Below are 26,948 nucleotides of genomic sequence, written 5' to 3'. Positions count from 1 at the left end.
ATGAAATAGGTGAATTAGCGCGTTAGGGCGCGGGCGCTAAAGCTGACCAGCAACAGGCAGAAAATCGTGCAGCCGAAGGCCAGCGTAAGGTTGGAGTATTTAGCGATAAAGCCAATCAGCGCGGGGCCTGCCAGCAGGCCGACATAGCCGACGAGCGTGACCGCCGGGAAGGCCAGATTGGGTGGCACATGCTCTTGGTTACCCGCCGCGTTGAACAGAATCGGCACCACGTTGGCGATGCCGAGGCCGACCAAAATCAGCCCGGCGAAAGCCACCCACGCCAGATTAACCGTGGTCACCAGCAGCAGGCCGAGCACCGCGCAGAGGCTGCCGAGCAGCAGCATGCGATAGCGGCCAATGGTGTTGATCAGCCGGTCGCCATACAGCCGCGCGAGGGTCACGGCGATGGCGTAGAGGGTGTAACCCAGCCCGGCCTGAGATTTCGCCACGCCGCGCTCGGCATTGAGGAACAGGGAGGACCAGTCGAGCATCGCCCCCTCGGTAAGGAAAACAAAGAAGCACAGCAGCGCGATAAACAGGATCTTGCCGTGGGAGAGGGCAAACAGCGTGCCGCCTTTCTGCTCGCCGTCGATCTCACTTTTGGCTAATAGATCCGCCGAAGCGATAACCAGCAGCAGGGCGATCAGTGCCGCAATCAGCCCGATGGCGGTCGCAGGGGAAACGCCCGCCCACAGCAGCAGGCTGACGCTGCCCGCGCCGGAGATGCTGCCAATGCTGTAGAAGCCGTGAAAACCGGACATTTTAGCCTGCCCGCTTTCCCGTTCGACAATGATCGCCTGCGAGTTCATCGCCACGTCCATGATGCCGTTGATCGCGCCGAACACCAGTAAGGCGGCCCCCATCAGCAGCGGGGCGTCGAGTAAGGCCAGCAGCGGCAAATCCAGCACTAACAGCAAACCGGCGGCCAGAATGATTTTACAACAACCCAATTTGCCAATCAGATGCCCGGTAAACGGCATAATCAGCATCGAGCCGGCGCCAATACAAAACAGCAGCAGCCCCAGCGAGCCTGCGTCAATGCCAATGCGCGACTTCACGAAGGGAATTAACGGAGCCCATGCTGACATGCCTAATCCCGCCAGAAAGAAGATCATCCGGGTGGCGATTTGCTGACGGACATTCTCCGTGGCACCTCGACTCAGCAGATTGATTGTCATAGCGACCGGCTCTCCTCGGCGGGCAGGCTTTCCGCGACGCAGAGATAGTCGGTGTAGATTTGCGGCGAGCCGGAAAAAGAGGCCAGCTGCTTCCACTCTTCATACATCTGCTTGGTGTCGCGATGCGCCTTGGCGAACTTCGCCGCCTCGTCGGTGGCGATGTCCGGCTCAGGGTAGAAGACGTCCAGCGCGGCCATGCTGGCTATCTCCATCATCACCACGTACTGGTCGAGCCGGTTGCCGCGTTCGCCTTTCAGCAAATGGAACTTCCAGTCGGGATAATCTTCAATGCGGTGATGATTGTCGGCAATAAACTGCTCGAACTGCTCCGGCATCACCCCTTCGCGCAGGGCCAGATTGTGAATGCCGATGATGCGCGCAATCGGCTCCTCGCCCGGCTGATCCCGATAGCGGGGGCCGTAGGGGACATCGCTTTTGGCGTTTTCCGCCAGCAATTGGTAGTCGGTGAACAGCGTCGGCAACTGGCTGAAGGTGCCGAGCTTGCGCCACGCCGCCAGAATCTCCAGCGCATCGGAATGCTGCTGCCAGAAGGCTTTCGCCGCCTCGGTTTTCTGTCCGGTGGCGGTGACATAGCGATCGCGGTGCGCCTGACTCTCCATCTCATACAGCATCAGATATTGCCCGACGCGCTCGCCGCGCAGGCCGCGCAGCAGGGTCCAGCGCCAACCGGGATAGCAGGGGATTTTCACCCCCTGCTCACGGACAAAGGCTTCAAACTGCTCGTTGGAGACGCCCGCCTCGGTATCAATGCCAATGTAGTAGAGGCTGAAAACCGGCTGGGTGGCGGATGAAGGTGTTGCCATGGTGAAGCTCCTTATTCCGCGTCGGTGGTGAATTGGGTGTTGATGATCGCCTCGACCAGCGTGATGCCGATGGGCGTCAGGGTCACGACTTCGCCGGAAACTGTCACCAGCTTCTTCTGCACCAGCTTGTACAAGGTGCGATTAATCAGCGGATTTTCGAAGAAGCTGTTGCCGTCGAAACGCTGCTTGAACACCTTGTCATCCACCGGGATCAGAGTGGAAAGCGCCATCTTGAAGGCGTTGACCTCGCGCTGGGCGGGGGAGAAGCCGCGGCTCTCTTCGATAGGCAGCCGGTCTTCGTTCAGCGCTTCTTTGTACTTCTTATAGCCGGTGATGTTGATCGCCTCGGATCGGGTCGACTTAGAGCTGCCGCCCAGCCCAATCGCCACTTCCGGGTACTGTTTATCGAGGTCGGTGATCAGCGCTTTCCATTTTTCCGGCTGCTGATCATTGCGGTGGAAGTACATGGTCGGGTGCTCGGTATAGCCATCGGCCAGATATTTCTCCACCAGTTCGCGCATCTGGTACTGCTTGCCGAGGCCGGGGAAGCTCATGTTGTTAATGTTGATCAGCCCCTTTTTCTGCCACAGGCTTTCGCGCTCGCCGGAGACGCCGGTGCGGTTTTTGATGAACTCATCCATGTGCAGCTTGGTGCAGACCACGTGGGACAGCCCCAGCTCGAGGGTTTTCTCCATGTCATATTTCACGTCATCCACCGTCTGGCCGAGCATGCCGTAAATCAGGTCGACGCTGACCCAGTCGATGTCGATTTCCCGCGCCTGATAGATGGTTTCCACGCACTCATCCGCCGAGTGCATGCGCCCACAGGCGGTGATGATTTCGTCGTTGAAGGACTGGGTGCCGAAGCTGATTTTGCTGAAACCGAGATCTTTTAATATCGCCAGATACGCTTTGTTCAGGGTTCCCGGCTCGCCCTCGAAACGCATGGTGGCGGTGGAGAAGTTAAAGTGGCTTTTGTAGAAGGCCATCATGCGGCGCAGTTCTGGCTCGGGCAGCAGCGACGGGGTGCCGCCGAAGATATTGAATTCGCCGACTTCCACCGTGGCGAGGCTCGGCACGCGCTCCAGCCACATCAGGGCTTCTTTGATATTGAAGTCCACCAGATCGCGGAATACCTCCTGCGAGGAGGCGGCTTTCGGGTTGAGGATCACCGTCGGGTACTGGCAGAAATGGCAGCGATAGCGGCAGGTGGGGATATAGGCCCAGAGGTGGATTTTGCCCGCTTTCTTAATGTCGCTGTCCATATCGGCAAAGAACGACGTCAGCGGGTAGTCGGTGATGTCGCCGGGGAAGACGTGACAGCCAAAGGGATCTTTGTAGACATACTCCAGAAATGCGCGGTTTTCCGGCTGGGCCAGAAATTCATTCACTAAGGGAACGGGGTAGTTTTCGTCAATATCCAGCAGGGAGTTCAGGGCTTCGTTGTTCATCAGAATACGCCTCCATTGGCAAAATAGTTGTGGGCTTCACCGGACTCGCGGTCTTCGCAGAAGTAGTAAACAAAGCGCGTGAAGTCTTCGGCTTTCACCTGGTCGAAACAGGCGGGCAGGGCAGGCGGATAGCCAATGTCGTCGCCGACGGCGCGGCGCATGGCGGCAAAGATCTCATCGCGGAATTCGAAATAGAGGCGATAGGCCGGGGTCTTATAGGCGTGGATCGGTTTGAAATCGATAATACGCATTTCATGTTTTAACTCGTGAATGCGGCGGTAGAGGTTGTCAGCCAGCGGGCCGGAGAAGAAATCGCGCACTTCGCTGTTTTCTAACAAGATATAAGGGTTGAGCAGGGCGGGCAGAATGATGTTTTTCGGCGTATAGTCCTTCACCGAATAGTCCCACGCCTGTTTGGATTCGGCCGGGGTGGTGTCAACCAGCGTCGGCTTTTGCTGCTCAACGTCCGGGCGCACGTCTTTCATGATAATGATGCCGTCGCTGCCGTAAGCAACGCCGGTGATCACTTCATCCAGAATGGTATCGACCCGGCGGCTGTTGATTTCGACATAGGAATTTCTGGCGTAGACCGGCTTGCCGCCGTAGGCGATGATTTTGATGCCGAAGTCCCAGTCGTCGGACAGGTGCTCTACAAAGCGGCCTTTGTTGAGCTGGTAGAAGATTTCAATGCCGCCAATGGCGTCGTACAGGCCGCGCTCGACCCCAAAGCCTTTACCGTCGGGGAAGCCGCCAAACAGCGAGAAAGAGTATTCGCGCAGGCGTAGGGTTTTCTTAATTTCGTTGAACAGGTTAGGGCGTTTTTCGAAATCTTCGGCGTTGTAATAGTAGTTACAGGTGCCTAAATCGCCCTGCTGGCTGACCATGGTGTTAATCAGCTCATACAGCCAGTAGGTGTCCACGGTGCAGTCGGCGTCGGCGGAGACAATATAGTGTTTTCGCTTCTGCCCGAGGCGGCTGTCGCGGGCTTTAGATCGCAGCGAGGCGTAATCCATGCCGCGCTTTCTGGCAGAAGAAACTCCCTGAACTTTCTCATCAATGACATGAATATCCATTGATGGGTTCTTGGCGCTAAATGCGTTTATTTTTGCCACGGAATCATCGGTGGAATTATTATCCACGATAATTAACTCATAGCTGTCGTGAGTGATCAGGTTATCTTTGGTTTTCTGATTGAAGAGTGAAATTAATACTTCATCAATACGGTCGCTTTCATTATATACGGGTAGCACTACTGACACGAAAATTGAGTCGCGCATAAGTTCTCCAGAATAGAGTAATATCCAGAATGAAATGGGTTAGGTTTTTAAATTAATTCACATTTAAAATGTCGATCACATTATTGGAGAGCACCTGCTGCCCCAAGGCGAAGTTTTTATCCGCCACGTGCGCCATATATTCCTTATTGTTAAGGAACTGATATAAATCATGAATAAACTCAGGGTTGGGTAAACCGTCCTGCTGCTCGGATATGGCCATGACCGGGGCTTCGAAGCCGTGCTGGCCGTACACTTCGTGGTAATACTCATAGCTGGTGGTGATGTAGCAGCGCCGGTGGCTCACCGCCTCGCCAATTGGGTTGCCGTAGCTGTCGTAGTCATAAGAGGTGAGGAAAGAGACAAGATCACAGGAGTGATATAAGTCTTCTATGGCGATGGCGTCGCTTTCTGACTGCATACACTCATGGGGCAGCGCGCCGATAAATTTAATATAGGGTTTTACATTCAGTTTTTCAGACAGTTTATCCAGTTCTTGGAAATAACCGTGATTTTCATTTTCATTGCCGGCAACCGCTAAATAGACCCGACGATCGCTGTTGCTGTTATGGAATAATGTATTGAGATGGCTTACTAGCATGACATCGCGGTCTAAACGTTTTTGCGGAATAATACGGGTGGTGCGGGCAATTAAAATATCATCGGCGCGAACGCTTAACCGGTCTCTAATATTGCAACGCGCCTTCTGCGGCGAAAAGTCATAGGTATTTTTCTTCACTTTGACGTCTACGTCGTAATTACACCAGGCTTCAAGTTTCTGCTTCAGGTGATCATTGAGCGTGACATAAGTGATGTGTTTGGATTTTACCGGCTTAATGGCGTGAGAGTAGGGCGCAGGGCCATATTTCATCACCGTCTTTTCGCTGTTCCACATCAGGTCGTGGTCGCGCCAGATAACAAAATTCCCTAAATCTTGCTGCTGGCCGTATTGTTCAATCGCCAGATATAACGCCTTGGTATAAATGATATTTTCCGGCAGGGTGCCGTTTTCAACCACCAGATTACTGATACCCAGCTGCTGCCAGAGCGCCACGATGCGCTGGGCAAGCAGCCGCGCCGTCTGGTCGATGGTCTGTAACAGCGCGGTCTTTTCATTGTCACCGATCGGGCTTTTTTGGCTGATCAGCGCACTGTGGGCGTATTCAATAAAATCCAGATTGTAATGGGGGATCGACGTGATGTCGTCGATGCGCACCAGCGTGAAGACGTCGCGATAGATCGAAAGCTCCACGTCATAGGGCTTATTAAAGTTTCCCTTATCAATCTTGATGTCGTATCCCAAATCCAGATACGACCGGAACCCCCGATCTTGCAGCTTCTTGGCAATTTTCATTGCCTCGACCGTGATCCCTGATACCGCGACAGCATCGAACGAAACAAACATTGCACACTTATCTTGGCTATGTCGCATTGTAACACCTCAAGCTATTTCCATTTAATTCATGTATTTAATGGCGATTTTCTTTGTGGCTCTTTTCTCCGGTAACGATCCCAGTCGAGCGGCGCAGGTGGCCTCCTTGTGCTGTTCGACTTCCTTCAATGAGTGAGACGAAATTTTCGCCAGTTCCACAAACTTTAGAGGGATTTATGTTTTGTGAGGCGCTTCTCAAATCTTCAAAAAGCGCAGGGAATAGATGGGTTATTTTTTGACAGGTAAAAATTCATAAACTATGTGGGTATTCTCTCCACCAGGGGAGAGAAGTTTGGCGAGGGAAGGGGATTAGTAGCGCAGCGCGGCGAGCAGAAAATCAACCATAGTGCGGGTGCGCAGAGGCAGAAAGCGGGCATGAGGATAGAGCAGGTAAAAAGGGCGGTGGGTGCCGCCGAACTCTTTGAGCACTTCCACCAGTTGCCCGCTGTTGAGATCTTCTTGCGCCACGAAGCGATAAATTTGGAACAGCCCCGCGCCGTGGCGAGCCAGCGTCAGGCCGCCGATATAATCTTCAGAGCAGTTAATGTGATGATTCATCACCCTTTCACTGATTTCCCCTTGCTGGCGGAACAACCACGGCAGGGAGCGGCCGCTGCTAGAAAGTTCATAACCAATACAGTGATGATGAGTTAAATCGTCCGGGGTATTCAGCGCGGGCGCGCTCGCCAGATAGTGCGGCGAAGCCACCACAATCAGCTCGGCATCCTCGATTTTACGGGCAATCATATTGGACTCGGCGGGTGCTCTGCCGCGAATCGCCAGATCAAAACCCTCGTCGAAAAAATCGATATTGCGATTGCTGATGTGGGTGTCGACGGCCAGCTGGGGATAGAGCGCCTGAAAGCGCGCCAGCAAAGGCAAGACTCGCCAATGGGCATAGGCCGTCGGCATGCTGAGGCGCACTTTTCCCGCAGGCTGTGACTGCTGCCCGCTGAGCGACATTTCGGCGTCTTTCAACAGAGTCAGGGCTGCTAAACACTGCGCCCGATACTGCTCGCCCGCCTCGGTCAGCCGGATTTGCCGGGTGGTGCGCACAAACAGCCGTACGCCAAGGCGCTCTTCCAAACGGGATACTGCCCGGCTCACCGCCGCCGGGGTTACGCCCGCCTGCGTCGCCGCCTTGCTGAACCCGCCGGTTTCCGCCGCCAGACAGAACAGTTCCAGACTGCCAAGCATGATGTCGTCGAAGTCGCGTTGCATGGGGGAGTTACGCCTTATTGATTACATGAGGTAATAAATGAATGTCATTTAGCCTTATTTATCGCACCTGAACGCATAAGTAAAGTGGCCGCAGTGAGTCAACAGCGGCATTTATCCGAGTGCCAACTTAGCGTTTAAAGGAGAGTGTTATGAGTCAACAAACTGTGGTGATCACCGGCGCATCAAGTGGTATTGGTTTTGCACTGGCTGAAGCGTTCTTAAAGCGTGGCGACAATGTGGTGGGAAATGCCCGTACTAGTGAGCGTCTGGCCGACGCGGCGAAAAAGCTCGGTAACCCGAAAAACTTCGTCGGCGTGGCCGGGGATATCGCCTTGCCGGACACCACCAAGCGCCTGTTTGACACCGCCCTGGAGCAGTTCGGGCGAGTGGATATCTTGATCAACAACGCCGGTATTTTCATCGCCAAGCCGGTGCAGATGTACACCGCCAATGATTTGGACTCGCTGCTGGCGACCAACCTGAAAGGCTTCTTCTTCCCGGCCCAGCGCGCGGCGGAGTTGATGAGCAACCAGCGCAGCGGCCACATCATCAACATCACTGCCAGCCTTGGGGTGCAGCCACTGCGTAAAGTGCCGTCACTGCTGCCGGTAATGGTGAAAGGGGGTCTGAACGCGGCGACGCAGTCACTGGCGCTGGAGCTGGCGGATAAAAACGTGCAGGTCAATGCCGTGGCGCCGGGCGTGATTGAAACCCCGCTGCACAGCGGCGGCGACGGCGTATTCCTGCGCTCGTTGTCACCCGCCGGGCGCACCGGAAGTACCGACGACGTGGTCGATGCGGTGTTGTATCTGGTGGATGCGAAATTCACCTCCGGCGTGGTGTTGCCGGTCGATGGCGGCTCGACCGCCGGCGTTTGGTAACAGGAGATAGGCTATGCCATTCATTAATATACAAGTTACCCGCGAAGGGGTGACCGCCGAGCAGAAAGCCGCGCTGATCGCCGGGGCGACAGATTTGCTGGTGAAAGTGCTGAACAAAGATCCGCAAACCACCTTTGTGATCATTGACGAAGTGGATACCGACAACTGGGGCGTGGCGGGTGAAACCATTACGGTGAGGCGTAAACGCGGATAGTCAGGCTAGGGCGAGGCGGCTTGATTGAGCCTCGCCGTTAACTGCTGGCCCATTTGACCACTATCCGCTGGTTGGGGCCTTTTATACATTCCACCTCTTTTTGATTTTTATTTTCATCGCGATATATAAAGAAGTAGCGGTTTTTTATTTTATTGACCAACAACATATCATTATTTCTAAATTGATACACCGTCAACACATCCCCGCTTTTATCCGTGTAGCTGGCCGGGCGCGGCGCGACAATAAATCCCTCACTCCAGAGTAGGGTCGTTATCACATAATCTGTAATACTGACCGTCATATCTCCTCTGCCCGGACAATTAAGGGCGTATTGCTGCATTGCGTAAATAGAAGAAGAGTACAGGCTACAGCACAGTGTGATGAGTAACATGCTGAGTAATTTGGTTTTTTTCACTCCGTGATTATTCTTTTTCTCTCCATGAAAAATTGACATCTTATTTCCACTTGGTCGGCATTCTGTATTAGTCTTAGGACCAGCAAGGTATAGGAAATATTTAACTGAGTGAACCCTGCTGAGGTTTAAACAGTATTAACTTGAGGTTTAGTATGAATAAGCTAAAAGCCATGGAGGTATTTATCTCTGTTGTTGAAGAGGGGAGCTTTACCGGCGCGGCCAAAAAAGAAGATATGTCCGTGGTGATGGTGGCGAAATATATCAATAACCTCGAAAAGACTTTAAAAACGGATTTATTGCAAAGAACCACCCGTAGCATGATGGTGACCTCCGCCGGGCAGCTGTTTTATGAGTCAGCACAGGGGATTATCGCCAACGTCAACCAAGCCTATGAGGCGATGGAAGGGCTGAACAATGAGCCGCAGGGCTTATTACGCATCAGCGCGCCGATGACCGTGGGCAAAGAGATTGTTGGGCCGATCGTTGCCGAATTTATGCAGATTTACCCGCAAGTTCGCATCGAACTGGTACTTAATAACAGCGTGGCGGACCTGATTGCTGAAGGATACGACTGCGCTTTCCGCATTGGCGATTTGAAAGATTACGCTTTGGTGGCCAAGCCGCTGTTTCTCTATCGGATGATTATTTGCGCCACGCCGGAATACCTGCGCCAGCACGGCACGCCCACCGCGCCCGAGGCGCTAAGTCAGCATCGTTTGCTGATCCACTCGACGTGGAATTCGCGCTTTGCCTGGAACCTGCGCGAAGGGGAGAGTGACATCGCCTGGCCGAATAATTGGGTGATGAAATCCAACGACGGCTATGCCCTGCGCGACGCGGCGCTGGCCAGTAATGGCATTCTGATGCAGCCGCATTTTCTGGTGAAAGATGAGATAGCCAGCGGCAGACTGGTCACGCTGTTGGAGGACTTTCTACCCAAGCCGCGCCCCGTTCACTTGCTCTACGCGCCGAAGAAAAACGACGTCCCCAAGCTGGATAAGTTTGTGCAGTTTGTGGTGGAGAAGTGCGAAGGGATGATGTGAAGAGAGGATTCGCCGAATCCTCTCTGTTGACTAAAGTCGGTTACTGCGGCTTTGCCGCCAGCCAGAACAGGCCCTTCGACGGCTGGTGCAAGAACTCTTTATGCACCATATCGAGGTCTGCCTGCGGGTCGAGATCTTTGAACAGCTCCGGATGCAGGAACTTGGCGATAGCTTCAATAGCAAAGATGTTCAGCGGGCTATCGTAATACTGATGATAAACCGCCAGCACCCGATGCTGCTTGATGGAATCCAGCACGTTGACGCCGTTGCGCGCCATCAGCTTGTCCAGACGTTGCGCCGAAAGCGCGGCGTCAGCGTTGTAGCCCAAAGGCACGCCGATGCTCTCTTTAAAGCTGCTGCTCCAGTCCGCGCCGGTCATCAGGTAAGCGTCCGGCTTGCTGGTGATCAGCTGCTCCAGATTAATGGTGCCGCTTTTGCCCGCAAACAGCGCGCTGCCCAGATTCACCCCGCCCGCGGTTTGAATAAACTCACCAAAGCTGCCTTTTCCGTAGGTAAAACAGCACTCTTCGCCGGTCATGCCCGCGTGACGTTCGATAAACACTTTTGGCTTCTGCTGGTCGCTCAGGGTCGCTACGCGCTGGTTAATCATGTCGATGCGCGACTGGTAGAAGTGTAAAAAGCCTTCGGTTTGCTGCTCATTGCCCAGCGCCTGACCTAACAGGCGAATGCTCGGCACGGTATTGGTCAGCGGATGCAGGCGGAAATCGATAAACACCACCGGCACGCCAATCTTGGTTAACTGCTCAAGAACCCGGCTCTCTTCCAGTTTCTTCTTTACGCCCGCATCAAAAATAATTAGGTCAGGCTTCAAACCTACGGTTTTCTCCACGCTGAAATCGCTGTAGTAGGCGTTCTCCAGCATCGGTAATTTTGCCAGCTCTGGGTAGTCGTTCTTGTAAAGGGTAAACAGGTCAGGGGCTTTGGCTTTTAGCGCGTTATCCCAGGCAATGATTGACTCGAATGGCTTAGTAGGATGAACCAGCTGAAGAGCCTGAATGGCGCGTGAGTCGGCCAAAATGACCCGCTCCGCAGGTTTAGGCAATACCACTTGCCGACCGGTGACATCAGTCAGCGTGATGGGGTCAGCCTGAGCGACAAAAGACACCAGACTACTCAGTCCTAATAACAGCAGGGCCGGCAATGTTTTCGCGAGCATAAGAGGTCTTCCTGAAAGGCGGCTTGAATGGGGATAAATCTTCAAAAAACGCAGTATTTACTAATACTTACACTCCTGATTATAATGCAAACAATTCTCATTACAATTAGCATTAAATATACGTTCTTTACCTAAAGTTAACACTTTTTATAACAGGAAAAAACAAGATATGTCAGCGCGTTACCGCCTTTCCGTCCTCGCCACGGCCGTGGCTATTGCTCTTCCTTATTACGCATCAGCAGCCGACACCAAAACACCAACCACAGCCACGCCATCGACTACCGCCACGCCGGAAGACAGAACGGATTCTGTGACCGTGGTAGGTAACTGGTTAGACAGCGGCGACAATGAAACGGCGGTGCTCGATCACCCTGGCGCGCGGACTATTATCGACCAAAAGCAGATCCGCGAAAAAGGGGCCGAAACGATTGGCGAAGCGCTGCGCGGCACGCCGGGCGTTCAGGTACAGGAAAACAACGGCACCGGCGGTAGTGACATATCTCTGAACATCGGCGTGCGTGGCTTAACCTCTCGCCTCTCCCCGCGTTCCACCATCATGATGGACGGCGTACCTTTGGCGGTGGCGCCTTATGGTCAGCCACAGCTCTCCATGGCACCTCTGTCTATGGGCAACATCCAGTCGATTGACGTGATTCGCGGCGGCGCGGCGGTGCGCTACGGGCCGCAGAACGTCGGCGGGGTGATTAACTTCGTTTCCAAAGACATTCCTAAAACCTTCGGCGGCGATGTCAGCACCCAAACTGAAGGCGCGGCGCACGGCGGCTTGAAAACCTTAACCAGCGCCTCGGTGGGCGGCACGGCGGATAACGGCTTAGGCGCGGAGTTGCTCTATTCTGGCCTGCATGGTCAGGGTTATCGCGAAAATAACGATAACACCGACATCGATGATTTCATGTTCAAAACCAAATACAACTTCACTGAAAAAGATGAGTTGTTGGCTAATTTCCATTACTACAACGCCAGCGCCGGTATGCCGGGCGGCCTGACCGCGCAGCAGTATAAAGACAACCCGTTCCAGTCGGTGCGCCGTTTTGACCAGTTTGAAGGGCGTCGTCAGGATATGTCCTTCAAATATCGTCATCAGGAAGACGACAGCCAGTTTGAATTGCTGACTTACTTCACCAAAAGCTTCCGTAGTAGTGATATCGGCACGACCGGCGCGGGTGCCAACGCTGGCCTGAGCCGTTTCAGCGCCGCGCCGCGTAACTACACCACTTACGCTATCGAGCCAACTTACTCGCAGCTGTTCCGCTTCTGGGATATGGCGCACGAAGTGACAGTCGGCTATCGCTACTTGAACGAAACCTCTGACGAGAAGGGCTATCGCTCCGGCTGGTATGATCCAAGCACCACTTACTCCGCGCCGGATTCACGCGCCACTTACTACCAGCACTCCTCCGGCGGCAGCGAAGCTCACGCGGCCTACATTGATGATGCGATGAACTTCGGCAACTGGACCGTAACGCCGGGCCTGCGCTATGAAAGTATCAAAACTCACGTTGATGATGGCTTCCTGCAAATCTCGCGTGAGAAGCAGTACAGCGAGCCGCTGCCTTCCGTCAATGTGATGTACCACCTGACCGATTCGTGGAAGCTGTTTGCGAACGCCAACACCTCCTTCGGCAGCTTACAATACTTCCAGCTGACTCGTGGTGGCAGCGGCGGCCAGCCAGCGCCGGGCCTCGAGCCAGAGAAAGCCAAGACCTACGAAATCGGTACTCACTATGATGATACCGTGGTTAAAGCTGAGCTGACGGCGTTCTACATCGACTTCGACAACCAGCTTCAGTACATCAACAACACCATCGGCTGGACCTCTCTCGGCGCGACCAAACACAAAGGTGTGGAACTGGCGCTGAGCTATGACCTGAGCGAATTGAGCCACAGCCTTGATGGCGCAAGCGTCTACAGTTCATACACTTACACCAAAGCGACGTCGGTCAACGGTGAGTTTGCTGGCAAAGATCTGCCGTTCTACTCTCGTCAGGTGTTCACCGTGGGGACCCGTTATGAAGTGGGGAGCTGGGTGTGGAATGTGGACGGCTTCGCGCAGTCCAAGCAGCGTTCACCGGGCTCTGCTGACTCCGGCAACGGCTATATCACTGACGAATCTGCCGATGGCCAATACGGCGACATCATGGGTTATATGACGTGGAATGCTCGCGGCGAGTATGACTTCGGACCACGCTGGTCGCACCTGACCGTCGGCGCAGGGATTAAAAACCTGTTTGATCAGCGCTATTTCACTCGCTCCACCGACAACAACAGCGGCAAATATGTTGGTGAACCTCGCACTTACTTCATGCAGGCCTCCATCAAATTCTAATAAAATTAAGCCACTTAGCGGTGGCTTACTCAATAAAAATCCCCCGAGGGCTAGCGCCTGCGGGGGATTTTTTTATGATTTAAAGACAGGTTTCGAAGATTAGAAGCTGGCGATCAACTTACTGACGCCACGCAGGTTAGCGCGCGGGATCCACTCCAGATTATCCAGATCCTGCAATTGCAGATTAGGCAGGCGAGTCAGCAAGACGCTGAGTGCCGATTCCAGCTCAATCAGTGCCAAGCGATGCCCCATGCAGTGATGAATGCCCGCGCCAAAAGCCAGTGAGCGCCCAAGGCGACGAGTAATGTCGAGCTGCTCCGGCTGATCGAATTGCCCGGCATCGCGGTTGGCGGCGCCGATCAGTAGCAGAATCATCGCCCCTTTCGGCACTTTAACTCCGTCGATCTCCACCTCTTCCAGCGCGGTGCGCATGGTCATTTGTACCGAACTGTCGTAGCGCAGACACTCCAGCACGGCATTCGGCAGCAGCTCTGGGTTGTGCTTAATCTGCGCCAACTGCTCGGGGTGGCGGAACAGGGCAATCAGCGAGTTGCTGATCATATTGGTGGTGGTTTCATGCCCGGCCAGGAACAGCAGCACCACGTTGGAGACAATCTCATCGTGGGTCAGGGTTTCGCCGCCGTCATTGATATGTACCAACAGGGAGATCAGATCATCACCCGGCTGCTCGCGGCGCTGGTGGATCACCGCCGAGAAGTACTCATCCAGCACGCTAAAGGCTTCGTTGGCCTGCATGATCTCCTCTTCACTGATTGAGGGATCGAAGGCTTTCACCAGCTGGCCGGTGGCAAGGCCGAGCTTGGTGGCGTCACTCACCGGCACGTCGAGCATTTTACAGATGATGCGCACCGGCAGGGGGAAGGCGAAGTCCTTGGTCAGATCCAAAGTGCCTTGATCTTCAATCTGGTCAATCAGCTCATGGGCGATTGCGAGCGCCATTTCGCGCAGTGAGTCGATTTTTCGCACGTTGAACGCCTTCATCATTAGCCCGCGAATGCGGCTGTGATCCGGCGGATTCAGCATCAGGAACATGCGGCTAAAGGCGCTAAACAGCGGGATGCTGTCGGCTTTGTCTCCATAGCGAATACGCACGGTATCCATATAGCTTTTACCAATTCGCTTGTCGCTGAACAGGGCGTCGACCGTGGCGAATTGGGTGGCGAGGAAGGTATTTGGCCCAACCTGCAGCAGCGGCCCGCTGGCGCGCAGCTTTTGGTAAAACGGGTAGGGGTTTGCGATAAATTCGGGTGACGAAAGGTCTTTTAATTGCATGGCAGGGTACTCCCGGGTGAGTAAAAAAGGCGCTCTGTAGCTGAGTGGAAAAAAATCACTAAAGAGCACTAAAAAATTATTGTTATTGGTCATCCTCCCTCATGTTTTAGCGGGATAGATGCAATGAAGTAGCGTAATTCTGCGAAGCTTTATAAAACCTGATGGCAGTTATTTTCTGTATAAATAAGCCATGGGGTGGCAGAAAATAAACTGCGAGGTGAAAGGGTGTCAATTAAGAAAAGGTGAAGATTTTGCGTCTAATCATTTCACTCAAAAAATCAGTAAATATCTATAATTACTGAAGATTTGCACTGGTGAGATTTGGCATTTTAAGGCCGACATTCCCGCTGACTTAATTCAAATGATTCGCCTAAACGGCTTTTTTAATTCTATTCGCTGTCTTTTAACTGTCATATTTAAAATATTGCCTATCGATTTCATCGGTAAAAAAAATCATTCCAGTTTCATAATCTCGCGCATTTTCTGGATTTTCATATTTTGAAACATAATGTCCCTAATAACCACCAAACTAAGCTTGCGCCATAGAGTATAGCCAATGCTATATTCGTTACAGCCGGGTGAAAACTACACAAAAAAATAACAAGCAAGAACAGGGTAGGTGCAGGATGAGTGGAACAAGCCAGAGTTCTTCCTTAACTGAAAGAACCAACGCCGCGATCGATAACGCGCTGTCGGGCCGCAAAAGCGGTTTGATGACGCCGTTGCTGTTCGCCGGTCCGGCGGTGATCGCCTCGATCGCTTATATGGATCCGGGGAATTTTGCGACCAATATTCAGGCCGGATCTCGCTACGGCTACACCCTGCTGTGGGTGGTGGTGATGGCCAATATCATCGCCATGCTGTTTCAGGCGCTCTCCGCCAAGCTTGGGATCGTCACCAACAAAAACTTAGCCGAAATGTGCCGCGACCAGTTCCCCAAACCTGTGGTGTGGGGCATGTGGGGCGTCAGCGAAGTGGCGGCCATGGCGACGGATCTCGCCGAATTCCTCGGCGGCGCGCTGGCGCTGTCATTGCTTTTCCATATGCCGCTGCTGGTCGGCATGGGGATTACGGCGATGATTACCTACGCGCTATTGATGGTGGAAAAACGCGGTTTCCGGCCGATTGAGCTGATGATTGGCGGGCTGGTCGCCATCATCGCCCTGTGTTATTTGGTGGAAATGTTTATCGTGCCGGTCGATTGGGCCGCCGCCGGGCTGGGAATGATCACCCCACAGCTGCCGGACGCGCAGGCGCTGACCATCTCTGTGGGGATCATCGGTGCCACCGTGATGCCGCACGCTATCTTCCTGCACTCGGGGCTGACTCAGCACCGCACCCACGCCAAGAATCAGGGCGAACGCCGCAAACTGCTGCGCTTTTCTAATATCGAAGTGGTGATTGCCCTGAGCATCGCCGGTTTGGTGAATATCGCCATGGTGATCATGGCCTCCAGCGCTTTCCACGCCGGGCACAGCGACGTGGCGGAAATCGAAACGGCTTACCATACTCTGACACCGCTGCTGGGGATTGGCGCGGCGGGCTTCTTCCTGCTCTCGCTGATCGCCTCCGGTATTTCCAGTTCGGTGGTCGGCACCATGGCCGGGCAGATGATCATGCAGGGCTTTGTGGGCTTCCGTATTCCTATCTGGCTGCGGCGTCTGGTAACGATGATCCCGGCCTTTGTGGTGGTGGCGCTGGGGGTGAATGCCACCGATGCCTTGGTATACAGCCAAGTGGTGCTCAGTCTGGCGCTGCCCGCGCCGATGATTGCGCTGGTGATGTTCACCCGCCGCCGCGACATCATGGGTGAGTTCGTCAATAGCCGGCTGACTGCGGGGATCTCCATTCTTGGCACCGTGGTGATTGTGGCGCTGAATATCATCCTGTTGCTGCAAATTTTTGGGGTGAACATCCCCGGTCTGGAATAAACCTTAACCCCGCCTCTCTTGCTTCCTCCCCTTGGCTTTCGCGCGATTGATTCGCTGAGCCAAGGGGGAACTTTTCCGCCCCGACCTCCACATAACCAAGACCCGCGCGCGCGCCATGGCTCTGCTTGGTGCCTCGCGCCTTCTGCGTTTTGTCCGGAGGCATTTATGAATTCAGCCATCAGTTCTGTACCTCTTCCATCCACGGTGAAAACCTCCGGGGCCGGCTCCAGCTCGGGTCCGAGCGGCAGCACCAAGGCCAGCGGATTTACCGCCGCCGGGCAAGCGAAGCAGGTGAGCGTTTCTTCCAAAGGTTCTGGCGCGATGGCGTCGGAGTGGAAAATGTCTGCCTCGGATGAGCAGGGCAAAGCTTCGGCGCAGGACGCGGGCGGGCTGAAAAGCGTCACGCCGCGATCGCGTCAGGGCAAAGCTTTTGTCGGCGCGGAGGGTGAGGATCAGGCGGCACGGCTGGTCACTTATGCCATGCGCCGCAACATGGGGCAGAAAATCCACAAACAGATGCTGGCGGAAGGGGCGCGTTGGGATGATTTGACGCCAGAAACCACTGTCAAATCCCTGTCGCGCGAAAACATCAAAGGCCTGCACATTCGCTTGCAGGGGCCAGCCTTGGATAAGCCGCTGGCCCCTTATGAAAAAGCCTTTATGAAGCGACTGCTGGAGTCGCCGCTCAGCATCACCCACGCCACCAATGCGCTGGATAAAGTGCAAAATACCGACACCGGCGTGGTGTCGCTCTCCTCGCGGCAAAAGCTGGTGCGCGACGGCGTGCCTTTCCCGAAAGATAACACCTCGAAAATGGATATTCAGGCGCTGGCCAACGACGACAACGTGTTTTTTGCGCTGGAATCGGGGGAAAAACTTCAGAAGCCGTCCAGCCGTTTCGGCAAAAGCGTGATGCGCTTTGACCTGGATTCACCGGCGGTGCAGCAGCACGCCACGCTGCACCTGTTTGACGTGCTCAACGGTTTCCCCGAGGCGGTCAAACATCTCAACACATTGAAAAGCTTACCCCACCGCGACCAGATGCAGACCGCGCACATGTTGGATAAGCACGAGCATTCGCGCTATGGCATGGACCCGAAGGGCAGTCTGTTTCAAGGCAAGGATATGAAGCGCGGCCTCGGGTTGGCGATCATCGACCGAACCCGCGCACTGCCAGAAGGGCTGCGGGCCAGCATTCTGGAGAAAGAGGACATTAACGCCCTGATCAACGGCCTGTTCCGCCCGCAGGTGCTGGTGCCGCGTATGTTTGTCGGCAAGCCGACCGATATCAGCGAGGTGGAAAATATTCGCTCGGCGGCGGTGGATGCCGGTGCGCTCGACGCCTTGCTGACTTCCTATCTGGATGCGGCAGACTCCGACAGCGACTCCGAAAGTGATGAGGAGAGCCTGCTCAGTGATTATGACCTGCCCACCTATGGCAGCGCCGCGCCCTTTAGCTATGACGACAGCTCTGACGAAGAATTCCCAATGGGCTCCCACGCCACCTCGGCGGCCATTCCGCCGTTTATTCCGGATGCCTCTTTCCTCTCTTCGTCGCCGACCAGTTCATCTTCCGGCGGCGGAAATCCGCTGTTGGGCACGCAGTCACCCGGCTCAGTTTCCTCCTCATCTTCCTCCGGTTCTTTCCGCGCGCCGTCGGACACCGACGCCGCCGACACCCTGCTGGAGATGATGAACGCCTTTGCGGCCGAAGATGCGCAGGCACTTTTATGATCCACACTGTGATGTTTTTCGTTGAAGCCAGCACCAGCCGTATGCGGGAGGTTTGTTATGAGCTCTGCCATTAATTCTTTGCCCAAGCTGGCGTCAGTCGCGCCGCTGAATATTTCAAAATCCGGGGGGACCTCGGGCACCGCCAAGGCTAGCAGCCAGACGGCCGCCGGGCAGGCCAAGCAGGTTAGCGTTTCCTCACACGGCGCGGGGGCGCTGGCGTCGAAATGGGACATGTTCCCCATTCAGGAAGATGACGAAGGGGAGGCGCATCAGGCCGGTGCGCTGAAAAGCGTCTCCACCCGCGAGCGCCCGGTGAGAAACTACACCGAAGATGAGGCGGCGAAGATGGTGACTTACGCCATGCGCCGCAATATGGGGCAGAAAATCAACAAAGAGATGTTGGCCCGAGGCACCCACTGGCGCGGGGTGCCGAGCAACAGTTCGGTCGATAAACTCTCCCGCGAGAACCTCAAAAACCTGCATGTCAGATTGCAGGGGCCACTGATGAACCAGCCGCTGGCACCTTTCGAACAGGCATTTTTGAAGAAAATGCTCGAGTCGCCGCTGCGCATTACCCACGCCACCAACTCGCTGGATAAAATTAGCGATCCGGCCACCGGCAAGATCTCGCTTTCATCACGCCAAAAGTTGATCCGCGACGGCGTGGAGTTCCCGCGTGAAAACTCCTCGGCGGCGGATATCGCCGACCTTGCCAACGACGACAACGTGTTCTTTGCGTTGGAATCGGGCGAAGAGCTGCAGAAGAAGTCCAGCCGCTTTGGTAAAGACGTGGTGCGCTTCGACTTCGATTCGCCGAATGTCCAGCAGCACGGCACGCTGCACCTGCTCGACGTGCTGGAAGGACAACTGCCAGACCCGAGCAAACGCTTCGCGACCCTCAATGAGTTGCCGCCGAATGCCAAAAATAATGAAATTTTCGACCTGAATAAGCACGAGAGAAAATTCGATTTTGATGCCAAAAACAGTGTGTTCAAAGGCAGTGATATGAAGCGTGGTATGGCGCTGTCGATCATCGACCGCTGCCGTTCGCTGTCGCCGAGTGTGCGCCAGGATATGCTGGAAAAGGAAGATGTTAACACCTTAATCAATGGCCTGTTCCGCCCGCAGGTGCTGGTGCCGCGCGTGTTTGTCGCTAACCCGACTGACGTGAATGCCATAGTACCGCCGCGTATGCAGGGTGCCATTCCGGGCGACCCAGCCAAGGCTGCCGCCGCGCCTGCCGCCGCTCCCACGGAAAGCGTTAGCGACTCTGAAAGCGATTACGGCCATCTGCCGAGTGACTCGGAAGACGAGGCCGACGACGCCTCCTCCACCAAAGGGTTGATGACCAAGAAGAGCAACGATGCGCCAGCCTTTGGCTATGACTCGGATTCTGACAGCGAGTACAGCCAGCCCTCTGCGCCGCCAAGCCCAACCCTCGGCCCTGGCCCGTCAATTTTTGGGTCGAGCGGTGCCGCGCAGTCGGTGGTGTTTGGCGCGTCCAGCGCGGCGCGGCGCGCGCCTTCGGACACCGACGCGGCGGATACCTTATTAGAAATGATGAACGCGCTGGCGCAAGAGCATGGCAGCGCCTTCCCGAGCGCTCTCGATAATCTAAGCAACCTATAAGGAAGAGTCGAAATGGAACAGGAGGATTTTTACTATCATCTTCAACCACTGTTTGAAGGGCTGGGGGCTGACCCCTCTTCGCTGGGACCGGCGTGGAACTATGAGATAGCCTTTGAGCATTTGCAACTGCACCTCTCAGGGGCCAAAAGCGGGCGCTTGCTGATGGCAACGCGGCTGGGTAAGCCGATGAGCGAGGACGATGGCGAGCTGGGGTGGAAGCTGCTGGAGATGAACGGCTTCAATCAGGAGCTGCCGGCGTTTCATCACAGCGCCACCGCCGACAAATTTATCGTGCTGTGGGTCGAATTGCAGATTGAGAACTGGCAGGGCATTGAGCTGACCGCCATGCTCAACCGCTTTTTATCCCACGCCATGCAGGTCAGTGAACGCCTGCGCCAGCCGTCGGGCAGTCCGAAAGCCAAGAAATTGGTCCCTGCTGCTCATGAGTTAATGATTCGCCAAAGGCATAATTTTTAAAAATTAATAATTGAAGATTTATCGTTAAAAATCATCAAGTTTAGTGCTGTTATCCTGCCCCTTTTCGCCCGAATGCGACCAGGGGCTTGGTTTTTTCTGGAACCAACTCCCTCCCCGCCACACATATTGTGTAGATAAATTAATACTTCCCCCGTAGTTGCATAAGGATTATCACTATGGCACTTAATTTTTCCGCACTGCTTAAACCGAGTCACATGATTAGCAATGCAGATATTGCCCGCCAGCAACAGGGGACAACCTCTGCTAGCCATCTCGCCCAGCAACCCTCCAGACCACGCCAGACGGGGGGCGGCACCTTAGCTCACAGCGCTACGCCGCGTAACGATATTAAGCAACAGAGCTGTCAGGGGAAACTGTCTCGCGGCGGCGTGTTTGGACGTTTTTTGCGTTCAAAGCATGAACCCGTTGGCGCGGGCATTCAGGATCTCGCTCCGCCACGCCTGCCTGAGCTTTCCGAACTTAGCACCGCGCTGGGGGTGCCAGGCAGCGATGGCTGGGGAGCGAAAACCCAGGCCGAGCTGAGTGCCGTGGACAACGCGCCGCCGCCGAAGGTCAACGTGGCGCTCAATGGCAAGGGGCAGGCCCACTTTAGCGTGCCGGACGGCAACCCGCCTTTTGACCGGCTGCTCAATGTCACGCTAGGGCGCTCCGAACATAAATATCAGGGTCATGATGCTAGCGATGGTCAGCAAGTGCTGCTGGATACGCGCGGTCGGCTGATCTCTTTGCAGCAGTCGCCGCTGAATTTGGTCGGTATGGTGAATAGCAAAACCTATGAGAAGCCGATAGAAACCCGCACCGGGCGGATGCCGGTACTGCAATCCACTTCGACTGAAAATCATCAGGTTCGCTTGAGTGCCAACAGCCAGCACGCCGAGATCCTCACCCCAGGTGGGAGACCCGCCTCCAGAGCCAAACTGCCGGATGCCGCCATTCAAAGTGAACTGACCGGGGTATTTAGCCATCGGACCGCCAAGGGGGAAGAGTCCCTGCGGCTGCATGAGAAAAAGATTTATCGCCACGACGCTGCCAGCGGCGAATGGCAGGTGCACGACGCCTTCGACGGAAAAATGTCCAAGCTCAGCCAGCAGGGCAATGGCCATCTTTATGCCGTTGCCGACGACAAAAAGCTGCTGGATCTGACCACCGGCAAGTCGCTACAGGCGCCGGGGAAAATCTCGCAGGTGGCGATGGACGCCAGCGGCCACGCCGTGATCCTTACTGCCGATGAAACCAGCCACGAGCAGCAACTGAGTTTCTACCCGCAGCTGAATGCGCCGATGGCCGCCGCGCAGAAAATGACGATTGCTCCGGCAGGCTTTGCCCCGAGCGCGCTGGCGCTGCACAACAACATGCTCTACGCCACGGACAACATTGGTGAGCTTTATCAGGCGAAGCTTCCGACCAACGGCGGACAGACCATGACCTTTGAGCCGGTGCCTGACGTGCTCAACCAGAACCTGACGATGCAGTTTGGGCAGGGCGTGCGGGTGGAATCCTTGTTCACCGACGACCAGCAGCAGCTGCACGCCAAGTTAAAAGATATGCAGAACCAGCAGCACGCCGTCACGCTTAATGGCAACAACGTGGCGTCGAGCTGGTGTCTCAGCGACAGCATGGTGCTGGATAACCAGAAAGGATTGCCGCGCCCGGAACCCGAAGCTAAGAGCATCATGGATTTCGGCCCGCTCGGACAACTGGCGCTGCACGACGGCAAGGTGCATTACCTCGACCGCGCCACCCAAAGCTGGGTGGCGTCGAAGGAGTCCGCCGAGCAGCTGCGGCGCGGGCAGGACGGCCAGCCGTGGATCCTCAATGAAGGCGAGCTGCGCCGTCTGAAGGTCAACCTGTCGAGTGATGAAATCCGCCACGACAGCAGCTTATTCTCGTTGGGCCGGGTGAAGAACAGCGTCAAGGCCGACCTGCCAGCGGGCGGCTTGGACAAAAAACAGAAAACCGTGGCGATTGATGCGTTATCAGAAGGGCGCTTTGTGGCGCTGAGTGGCGACGGTGACGTGCAATACCAGCAGATTAACAAAGAGAATCGCCGCGAAAAGGTCAGTACCCAGACTCTGAAAGCTGACGCGCTGAAAACCGCTATTACGGGACTCAACGACGGCGGCAAGGCGGGGAAAATCGTCGATATGGCGCTGGGCAAAAACCAGCAAATGTACCTGCTTAGCGAAGAGGGCGGCTTGTTCAGCCTGCCCGCGACCTCGTGGCAGAAGGGCCATACGACCGGGCTGGCGCGCGAAAATGTCCCAGCCACCGAACCTAAAGCGCCCGTAACGCCTGCGGGCACGCCGGAACCTGAGATTATGGAAGTGCCGCGCGAGGGGCCGAAGTACACCTCTCTGACCCAGCGCGGCGCGGATAACTTGTTGCTCAGCAATGAAGAGGGCGATCAGGCTACCTTGCACGAAGGCGAATGGAAAAAGGGGCTGGTGGACTTAGACGAGCGCCCTGAAAAACGCGTGGCGGAAGAGGTCTTCCAGCGCCTCGAAGTAGCAACCAAAGACACCCATCTGCCGGGCACCCACATCACGGTGAAGCGCGAGGTCAACATTGCCGGTTCCACTGGGCAAGACGGCCTGCGGGTGCAAACGCCGTTTAAATCGCGGGTGCGCGCCTTCTTGTTCAAACCGACGATGGAAACGCCGCGCCCGGTAAAAAACGCCGGATATTTTCTCCAGCACGGCTATGCCGGTCGCGAAGGGCTGCGCCCGGTCTATCAGGAGCAGGGTGAGTTGCTCAATCGCCTGCGCGCCACCGATCCCGCCACTTCAAAAGAGGGGATTAAAGCACCACGCCCGCCAATCAGTTCGCGCATCGACAGCATGGACTGGACCGGCAACGAAGATTTGAAACGCGCTTTGATTCGCTTCAACCAAGATTTGACCGACGTCTCCAGCCACCACGCCAATCTGCTGGGCCAGCACTATGGCGTGGTGGACAGCAACAACCAGTTAGTTCTCGGCGAAGGTAAAACCAAGAACAGCGGCAGCGGGCGCTTCAACCCGGCCAGTACCCGCGACGGTGAACTGACCGAAAGCCTCAATCGCATGATGCATTATTACCCGTCGAGCGAAAACAGCCCGGCGAACAGCATTCTGTCACTGATGGAAAGCAAGAAGGTGGTGCTTAACCATCAGAAACCGGAGGTGCCTTTTGGCAAGCAGCGCGACACCCACGACGACGTGGGGCTGGTGAAATCGCAGCTGATCCTTACCTCGCTGACTCAGGCCGACATGCATAACCTGCTGACCGAAATGCAGCAGGCGATGACCAAAAAGGGGCCGGAGAAAGAGGCGGCGATGCAAACCCTGCGGTCGAAATTCAACGAGCTGCGCGACATGACCTGGGGTGAAAACCCGATCAAAAAAGCCACTTCCATGGGCTTCGTCAACAACCGCGGTCTGGAAGCCAACTATGACGCCATCAAGTCGATGACCAAGGCGTTCTCCAAAGAGGACCACGGGGTACACGTCACCAGCCGCAACGTGATGAGCGCCAGCGATAAAGCCGAACTGAACAGCCGCATGAAGGAGACGATTTTGTCGCTGGAGAGTGGCGAAGACATTACTTTCAACCGGGCCTATGGCGCGTCGGGGACCGGCACCATGATCCCCGGCTCGCAAGGCTTTGCCAGCCCCGGCGTGCGGGTCAACGTGGATCGCAGCTACAGCCTGAACTTCTCGCGCGGCGAGACGGGCATCAACGTCAGCTTTGGCCGCAACGGCGGCGGCTCGGGCACGGTATTCGGCGCGGCGGGGTACAACATGCTGACTGATTATCTTCACGAGCACAAAACTGCGCTGGACAGCGAACGCACCCTCTCCCCGGGCTTCCGCCTTGGCGGAACCGTCTCGGCCATGTTGCAGCGGCAGATGCAAAACGGCATCAGCTTTAGCCTCAGCGAAGCCGAGCTGCCGGAGTTTCTGGACGCGCTGACCGAGGGAAACCTTGACCCGCAGGCGCTGATGGATAAAGGGATGGATCACAGCGTGAAGAACGGCAACACCCTGCGTATCAGTATGGATATCAACGCCGCCGCCGTCGCCAGCGTCGGCCTGCCAATCACCAACGATCATGAGAAGAACTCGTCAACCAGCGCCCGCTTTGGCGGCGGGGTTTACGCCGGTGCTAACCTGCTCAACGGCACGCGCGAGCGCAGCACCACCCGCCGCGAGGCCAGCGACCAGCAGTCGCAGAGTGACAACCGCCTGCGCGCTTTTAACCAGTTTAACGCCGGGGCCAACATCGCCATCCCGGTCGGCGTAAACCAGAAAACCGGTGATGAAACTCACTTGCCGCTGTTTGTCGGGGCAGGGGCCAGCATTCAGGCCTCGGTGGATAACCGCACCCGTCAGAATATCAACCTTCAGCTGAAAGACGTCCAGCCGCTGGCCGACGTGCATATCGACAAGCTGATCAAAACGCTGGGGGATCAGTTCACCGATCCGGCCACCAATAAGCTGCTGGAGACCTTGAAAGAGGATGAGGGCAAGCTGCCCGCCGAGAAGCTGAAACTGCTGGTGGGCCACTTTAAAACCCAGCTCAATACGCCGTTCGAGCCGGGCACCACCCTGCGCGGCAACGCCCAGCGCGACGCCATCTTGCAGCTGGCGCAGAGTAATCGTCAGCAGATCCTGGCCGAGCGCAAAGGCAAGGAGATCGGCACCGCCGAGTACCGTTCCACTTACAGCAACCTGAGCAAGCTCGACAGCAACAGCTTCTTCCACAACCTGTTCCACATGGTCAGCACCCGGCCATCGGACAGTAACGCCGACCGTATTGCCAAGATGATGGATGACGACCCGCGTCTGAAACAGATGGTGCGCGAGTTGCAGCAAAACAGCAGCACCGAAGCCGTGGTGACGCTGGAGCTGAACGAGTCGCAGAAAGACAAAATGGCCGGTGAATGGCAGGTGGGCGGCATCACCCCGCAAGAAATTGTGGCCGTGCTGAGTAACAGCGACAACCTGCGCATTAAGTCGATTGGCTTTACCCGTTCGCAAAGCAAAGGTGACGGCTTCGCTACCCCGGCCTTCTTGATTGCCGGCTCTAACAGCGCCTCGGTAGCGATGAGCGTCAACCTCGGCAAAATCAACTTTAGCTACGCGGAGGACCAACTCGACCCAACAGGATTCACCCTGGAAGGGAAAATCACCCGTCCAAATGAAGAGATACATCAGGCGCTTTCAGCTACGCAGAAACAGGGTTTTGTTATTAAAGGGTAAGAGTCTGGGTTAGGGACGCTGCCCGCTTGCGGCGGGCCAGCAAATGAATAACTGAAATGTTAATCACAGGAAAATAAGATGAACGAAAGCGCATATTTGCAGAATTTATTGAGCCACTATGGCCGTCGATTGAATACATCGCTGAAACTGGAAAACGGCGTTTGCGCACTGTTCACCCCGCAGAAACAAGAAGCTGCGATCATTGAGTTACCGCCGGGCAGCGACGCCGTGGTGTTGCATTGTCAGGTGATGGTGCTGGAGCCAAACAGCTCTGCCGCCTTGCTACACAGCATTTTAACCTTGAACTTTGAGATGGACGCCATGCGTGGCTGCTGGCTGGCGCTGGAGGAGCAGAACCTGCGTCTGTGTACTCAGCAGCCGCTCTCCTCGTTGGATAACCGCAACTTCTCCGGCCTGCTTGATGGCTTCATTCAGCAAGCCAGCGAAGTGCAGTCATTTATTCGCGAATTCGTCCACACCCTCCCGACGGCTCTCACGGCCTGACGGCATTTGCTCCAGCGTCAGCAGGGTATCCTGACTGACGCTGTGCAGCAGGCGCTGGTAAATACGCCGTACATCACTGGCGTAGCGATCGCGCTGCGGTTGGCGTGATGGCGCAGCTCCGGCGTTATACATCCCTACCGTGTTCCAGGATTTTCCGTACTGCTGGAACATGCCGTACAACACCCACGCCCCGGTATTCACGCAGGTACAAGGTTCATTCAACAGCTTAGTGCGCGACACCCCAAGGCTTGCCAAATGGGCGAAGTGCGTGCTGTTCACCTGCATCATGCAGACATCTTCCGTGTGGTTGCGATTGGCGCTGTTCACCGCCGACGGATTGAGGTGTGACTCTTTAATGGCAATCGACAGCAGCAGGGCAGGAGGGATGCCGAAGGCTTTTCCGGCGTCCTTAAAGCAATTTGCCTGACTGCTGGCGGAGAGACAGAGAGTGATGGCCAGCAAATGTCGCTTCATCGCCGCGGCTCCATGATAAAGGCTGAAATTCGAATACTTTTATGTGGCCGTTGCCGGGCGGCGGTTCCACGGCATAGCGTTTTTTGCAAAAAGTGTGATGGCTCGGAACTAACCCGCGACAGGACGCACACAAATGACAGGGTAGAAGCGCCATGAGCGTGGCTTCCTGTCTTTTGATTCATCCATAA

20 protein-coding genes are annotated in these 26,948 nt (G+C 55.5%); 10 read left to right on the top strand and 10 right to left on the bottom strand.

What is annotated here, in order from left to right; genetic code table 11:
* Positions 1–14 precede the first annotated feature (14 nt).
* The 6 genes from ACT3RT_RS04360 to ACT3RT_RS04335 form a co-directional block, all read right to left on the bottom strand.
* Entirely contained in the window at positions 15–1,178 is a 1,164-nt protein-coding gene (locus ACT3RT_RS04360) for an MFS transporter (protein ID WP_496202560.1), read from the bottom strand.
* On the bottom strand, positions 1,175–2,002 hold the full coding sequence (locus tag ACT3RT_RS04355; protein ID WP_496202559.1) for a hypothetical protein: 828 nt from the start codon (positions 2,000–2,002) through the stop codon (positions 1,175–1,177). The genes ACT3RT_RS04360 and ACT3RT_RS04355 overlap by 4 nt, the downstream gene beginning before the upstream one ends.
* A gap of 11 nt (positions 2,003–2,013) precedes the next feature.
* Complete coding sequence (locus tag ACT3RT_RS04350; protein WP_496202558.1) at positions 2,014–3,453, bottom strand: radical SAM protein; 1,440 nt, start codon at positions 3,451–3,453, stop codon at positions 2,014–2,016.
* Positions 3,453–4,730 carry a glycosyltransferase family 2 protein gene (locus ACT3RT_RS04345; RefSeq protein ID WP_485903655.1) on the bottom strand — a complete coding sequence of 426 codons (1,278 nt, stop codon included), beginning with the start codon at positions 4,728–4,730 and terminating at the stop codon, positions 3,453–3,455. Before ACT3RT_RS04345 ends, ACT3RT_RS04350 begins: the two co-directional genes overlap by 1 nt.
* A 52-nt stretch (positions 4,731–4,782) precedes the next feature.
* Positions 4,783–6,132, bottom strand: coding sequence for a glycosyltransferase family protein (locus tag ACT3RT_RS04340; protein ID WP_485903657.1), 1,350 nt, complete (start codon positions 6,130–6,132; stop codon positions 4,783–4,785).
* Positions 6,133–6,468: 336 nt separating this feature from the next.
* The gene (locus ACT3RT_RS04335; RefSeq protein ID WP_496202557.1) at positions 6,469–7,380 is read right to left on the bottom strand and encodes a LysR family transcriptional regulator; all 912 of its coding nucleotides are present in this window, start codon (positions 7,378–7,380) and stop codon (positions 6,469–6,471) included.
* Between the two features lie 149 nt (positions 7,381–7,529).
* Between ACT3RT_RS04335 and ACT3RT_RS04330 the strand changes: the two genes are divergently transcribed.
* Together ACT3RT_RS04330 and ACT3RT_RS04325 are read left to right on the top strand one after the other, a co-directional pair.
* Positions 7,530–8,261: an SDR family NAD(P)-dependent oxidoreductase gene (locus ACT3RT_RS04330; protein WP_496202556.1), complete on the top strand. Its 732-nt coding sequence runs from the start codon at positions 7,530–7,532 to the stop codon at positions 8,259–8,261.
* A gap of 13 nt (positions 8,262–8,274) precedes the next feature.
* Positions 8,275–8,475, top strand: a complete 201-nt coding sequence (locus ACT3RT_RS04325; RefSeq protein WP_353502966.1) for a tautomerase family protein — start codon at positions 8,275–8,277, stop codon at positions 8,473–8,475.
* 37 nt (positions 8,476–8,512) lie between these two features.
* Here the strand turns inward: ACT3RT_RS04325 and ACT3RT_RS04320 are convergent, their stop codons facing one another.
* Complete coding sequence (locus ACT3RT_RS04320; protein ID WP_485903661.1) at positions 8,513–8,929, bottom strand: hypothetical protein; 417 nt, start codon at positions 8,927–8,929, stop codon at positions 8,513–8,515.
* Between the two features lie 113 nt (positions 8,930–9,042).
* Here ACT3RT_RS04320 and ACT3RT_RS04315 point away from each other — a divergent pair, with 113 nt between their 5' ends.
* The gene (locus tag ACT3RT_RS04315; protein ID WP_496202555.1) at positions 9,043–9,933 is read left to right on the top strand and encodes a LysR substrate-binding domain-containing protein; all 891 of its coding nucleotides are present in this window, start codon (positions 9,043–9,045) and stop codon (positions 9,931–9,933) included.
* 40 nt (positions 9,934–9,973) lie between these two features.
* Here ACT3RT_RS04315 and ACT3RT_RS04310 read toward each other — a convergent pair whose 3' ends face one another.
* A complete protein-coding gene (locus ACT3RT_RS04310; RefSeq protein ID WP_496202554.1) occupies positions 9,974–11,110 on the bottom strand; it encodes an ABC transporter substrate-binding protein in 1,137 nt (378 codons plus the stop codon).
* A gap of 169 nt (positions 11,111–11,279) precedes the next feature.
* On the opposite strand from ACT3RT_RS04310, the gene ACT3RT_RS04305 reads away from it, so the two are divergent.
* A complete protein-coding gene (locus ACT3RT_RS04305) occupies positions 11,280–13,457 on the top strand; it encodes a TonB-dependent receptor family protein (protein ID WP_496202553.1) in 2,178 nt (725 codons plus the stop codon).
* Between the two features lie 99 nt (positions 13,458–13,556).
* Here the strand turns inward: ACT3RT_RS04305 and ACT3RT_RS04300 are convergent, their stop codons facing one another.
* The gene (locus ACT3RT_RS04300; protein WP_496202552.1) at positions 13,557–14,750 is read right to left on the bottom strand and encodes a cytochrome P450; all 1,194 of its coding nucleotides are present in this window, start codon (positions 14,748–14,750) and stop codon (positions 13,557–13,559) included.
* A gap of 626 nt (positions 14,751–15,376) precedes the next feature.
* Here ACT3RT_RS04300 and ACT3RT_RS04295 point away from each other — a divergent pair.
* From ACT3RT_RS04295 to ACT3RT_RS04270, 6 genes are all read left to right on the top strand, one after another.
* Complete coding sequence (locus ACT3RT_RS04295) at positions 15,377–16,681, top strand: Nramp family divalent metal transporter (RefSeq protein ID WP_496202551.1); 1,305 nt, start codon at positions 15,377–15,379, stop codon at positions 16,679–16,681.
* A 165-nt stretch (positions 16,682–16,846) separates the two neighbouring features.
* The gene (locus tag ACT3RT_RS04290; protein ID WP_486031262.1) at positions 16,847–18,415 is read left to right on the top strand and encodes a hypothetical protein; all 1,569 of its coding nucleotides are present in this window, start codon (positions 16,847–16,849) and stop codon (positions 18,413–18,415) included.
* 57 nt (positions 18,416–18,472) lie between these two features.
* Positions 18,473–20,044 carry a hypothetical protein gene (locus ACT3RT_RS04285; RefSeq protein ID WP_496202550.1) on the top strand — a complete coding sequence of 524 codons (1,572 nt, stop codon included), beginning with the start codon at positions 18,473–18,475 and terminating at the stop codon, positions 20,042–20,044.
* 12 nt (positions 20,045–20,056) lie between these two features.
* Entirely contained in the window at positions 20,057–20,521 is a 465-nt protein-coding gene (locus ACT3RT_RS04280) for a CesT family type III secretion system chaperone (protein ID WP_353502957.1), read from the top strand.
* Between the two features lie 176 nt (positions 20,522–20,697).
* Positions 20,698–25,782, top strand: coding sequence for an AvrE-family type 3 secretion system effector (locus ACT3RT_RS04275; RefSeq protein ID WP_496202549.1), 5,085 nt, complete (start codon positions 20,698–20,700; stop codon positions 25,780–25,782).
* A 78-nt stretch (positions 25,783–25,860) separates the two neighbouring features.
* Positions 25,861–26,286, top strand: a complete 426-nt coding sequence (locus tag ACT3RT_RS04270; protein ID WP_486031258.1) for a type III secretion system chaperone — start codon at positions 25,861–25,863, stop codon at positions 26,284–26,286.
* On the opposite strand, the gene ACT3RT_RS04265 is transcribed toward ACT3RT_RS04270, so the two are convergent.
* Positions 26,236–26,760, bottom strand: a complete 525-nt coding sequence (locus ACT3RT_RS04265; protein WP_353502954.1) for a lytic transglycosylase domain-containing protein — start codon at positions 26,758–26,760, stop codon at positions 26,236–26,238. The genes ACT3RT_RS04270 and ACT3RT_RS04265 overlap by 51 nt on opposite strands.
* Positions 26,761–26,948 lie beyond the last annotated feature (188 nt).

This window comes from Ewingella sp. AOP9-I1-14, assembly GCF_052375995.1.
In the GTDB taxonomy this organism is placed as follows: Bacteria; Pseudomonadota; Gammaproteobacteria; order Enterobacterales; family Enterobacteriaceae; genus Ewingella; species Ewingella allii.
Note: the sequence above shows the minus strand (reverse complement) of the source record. Positions and strands in the feature narration are given on the sequence as shown.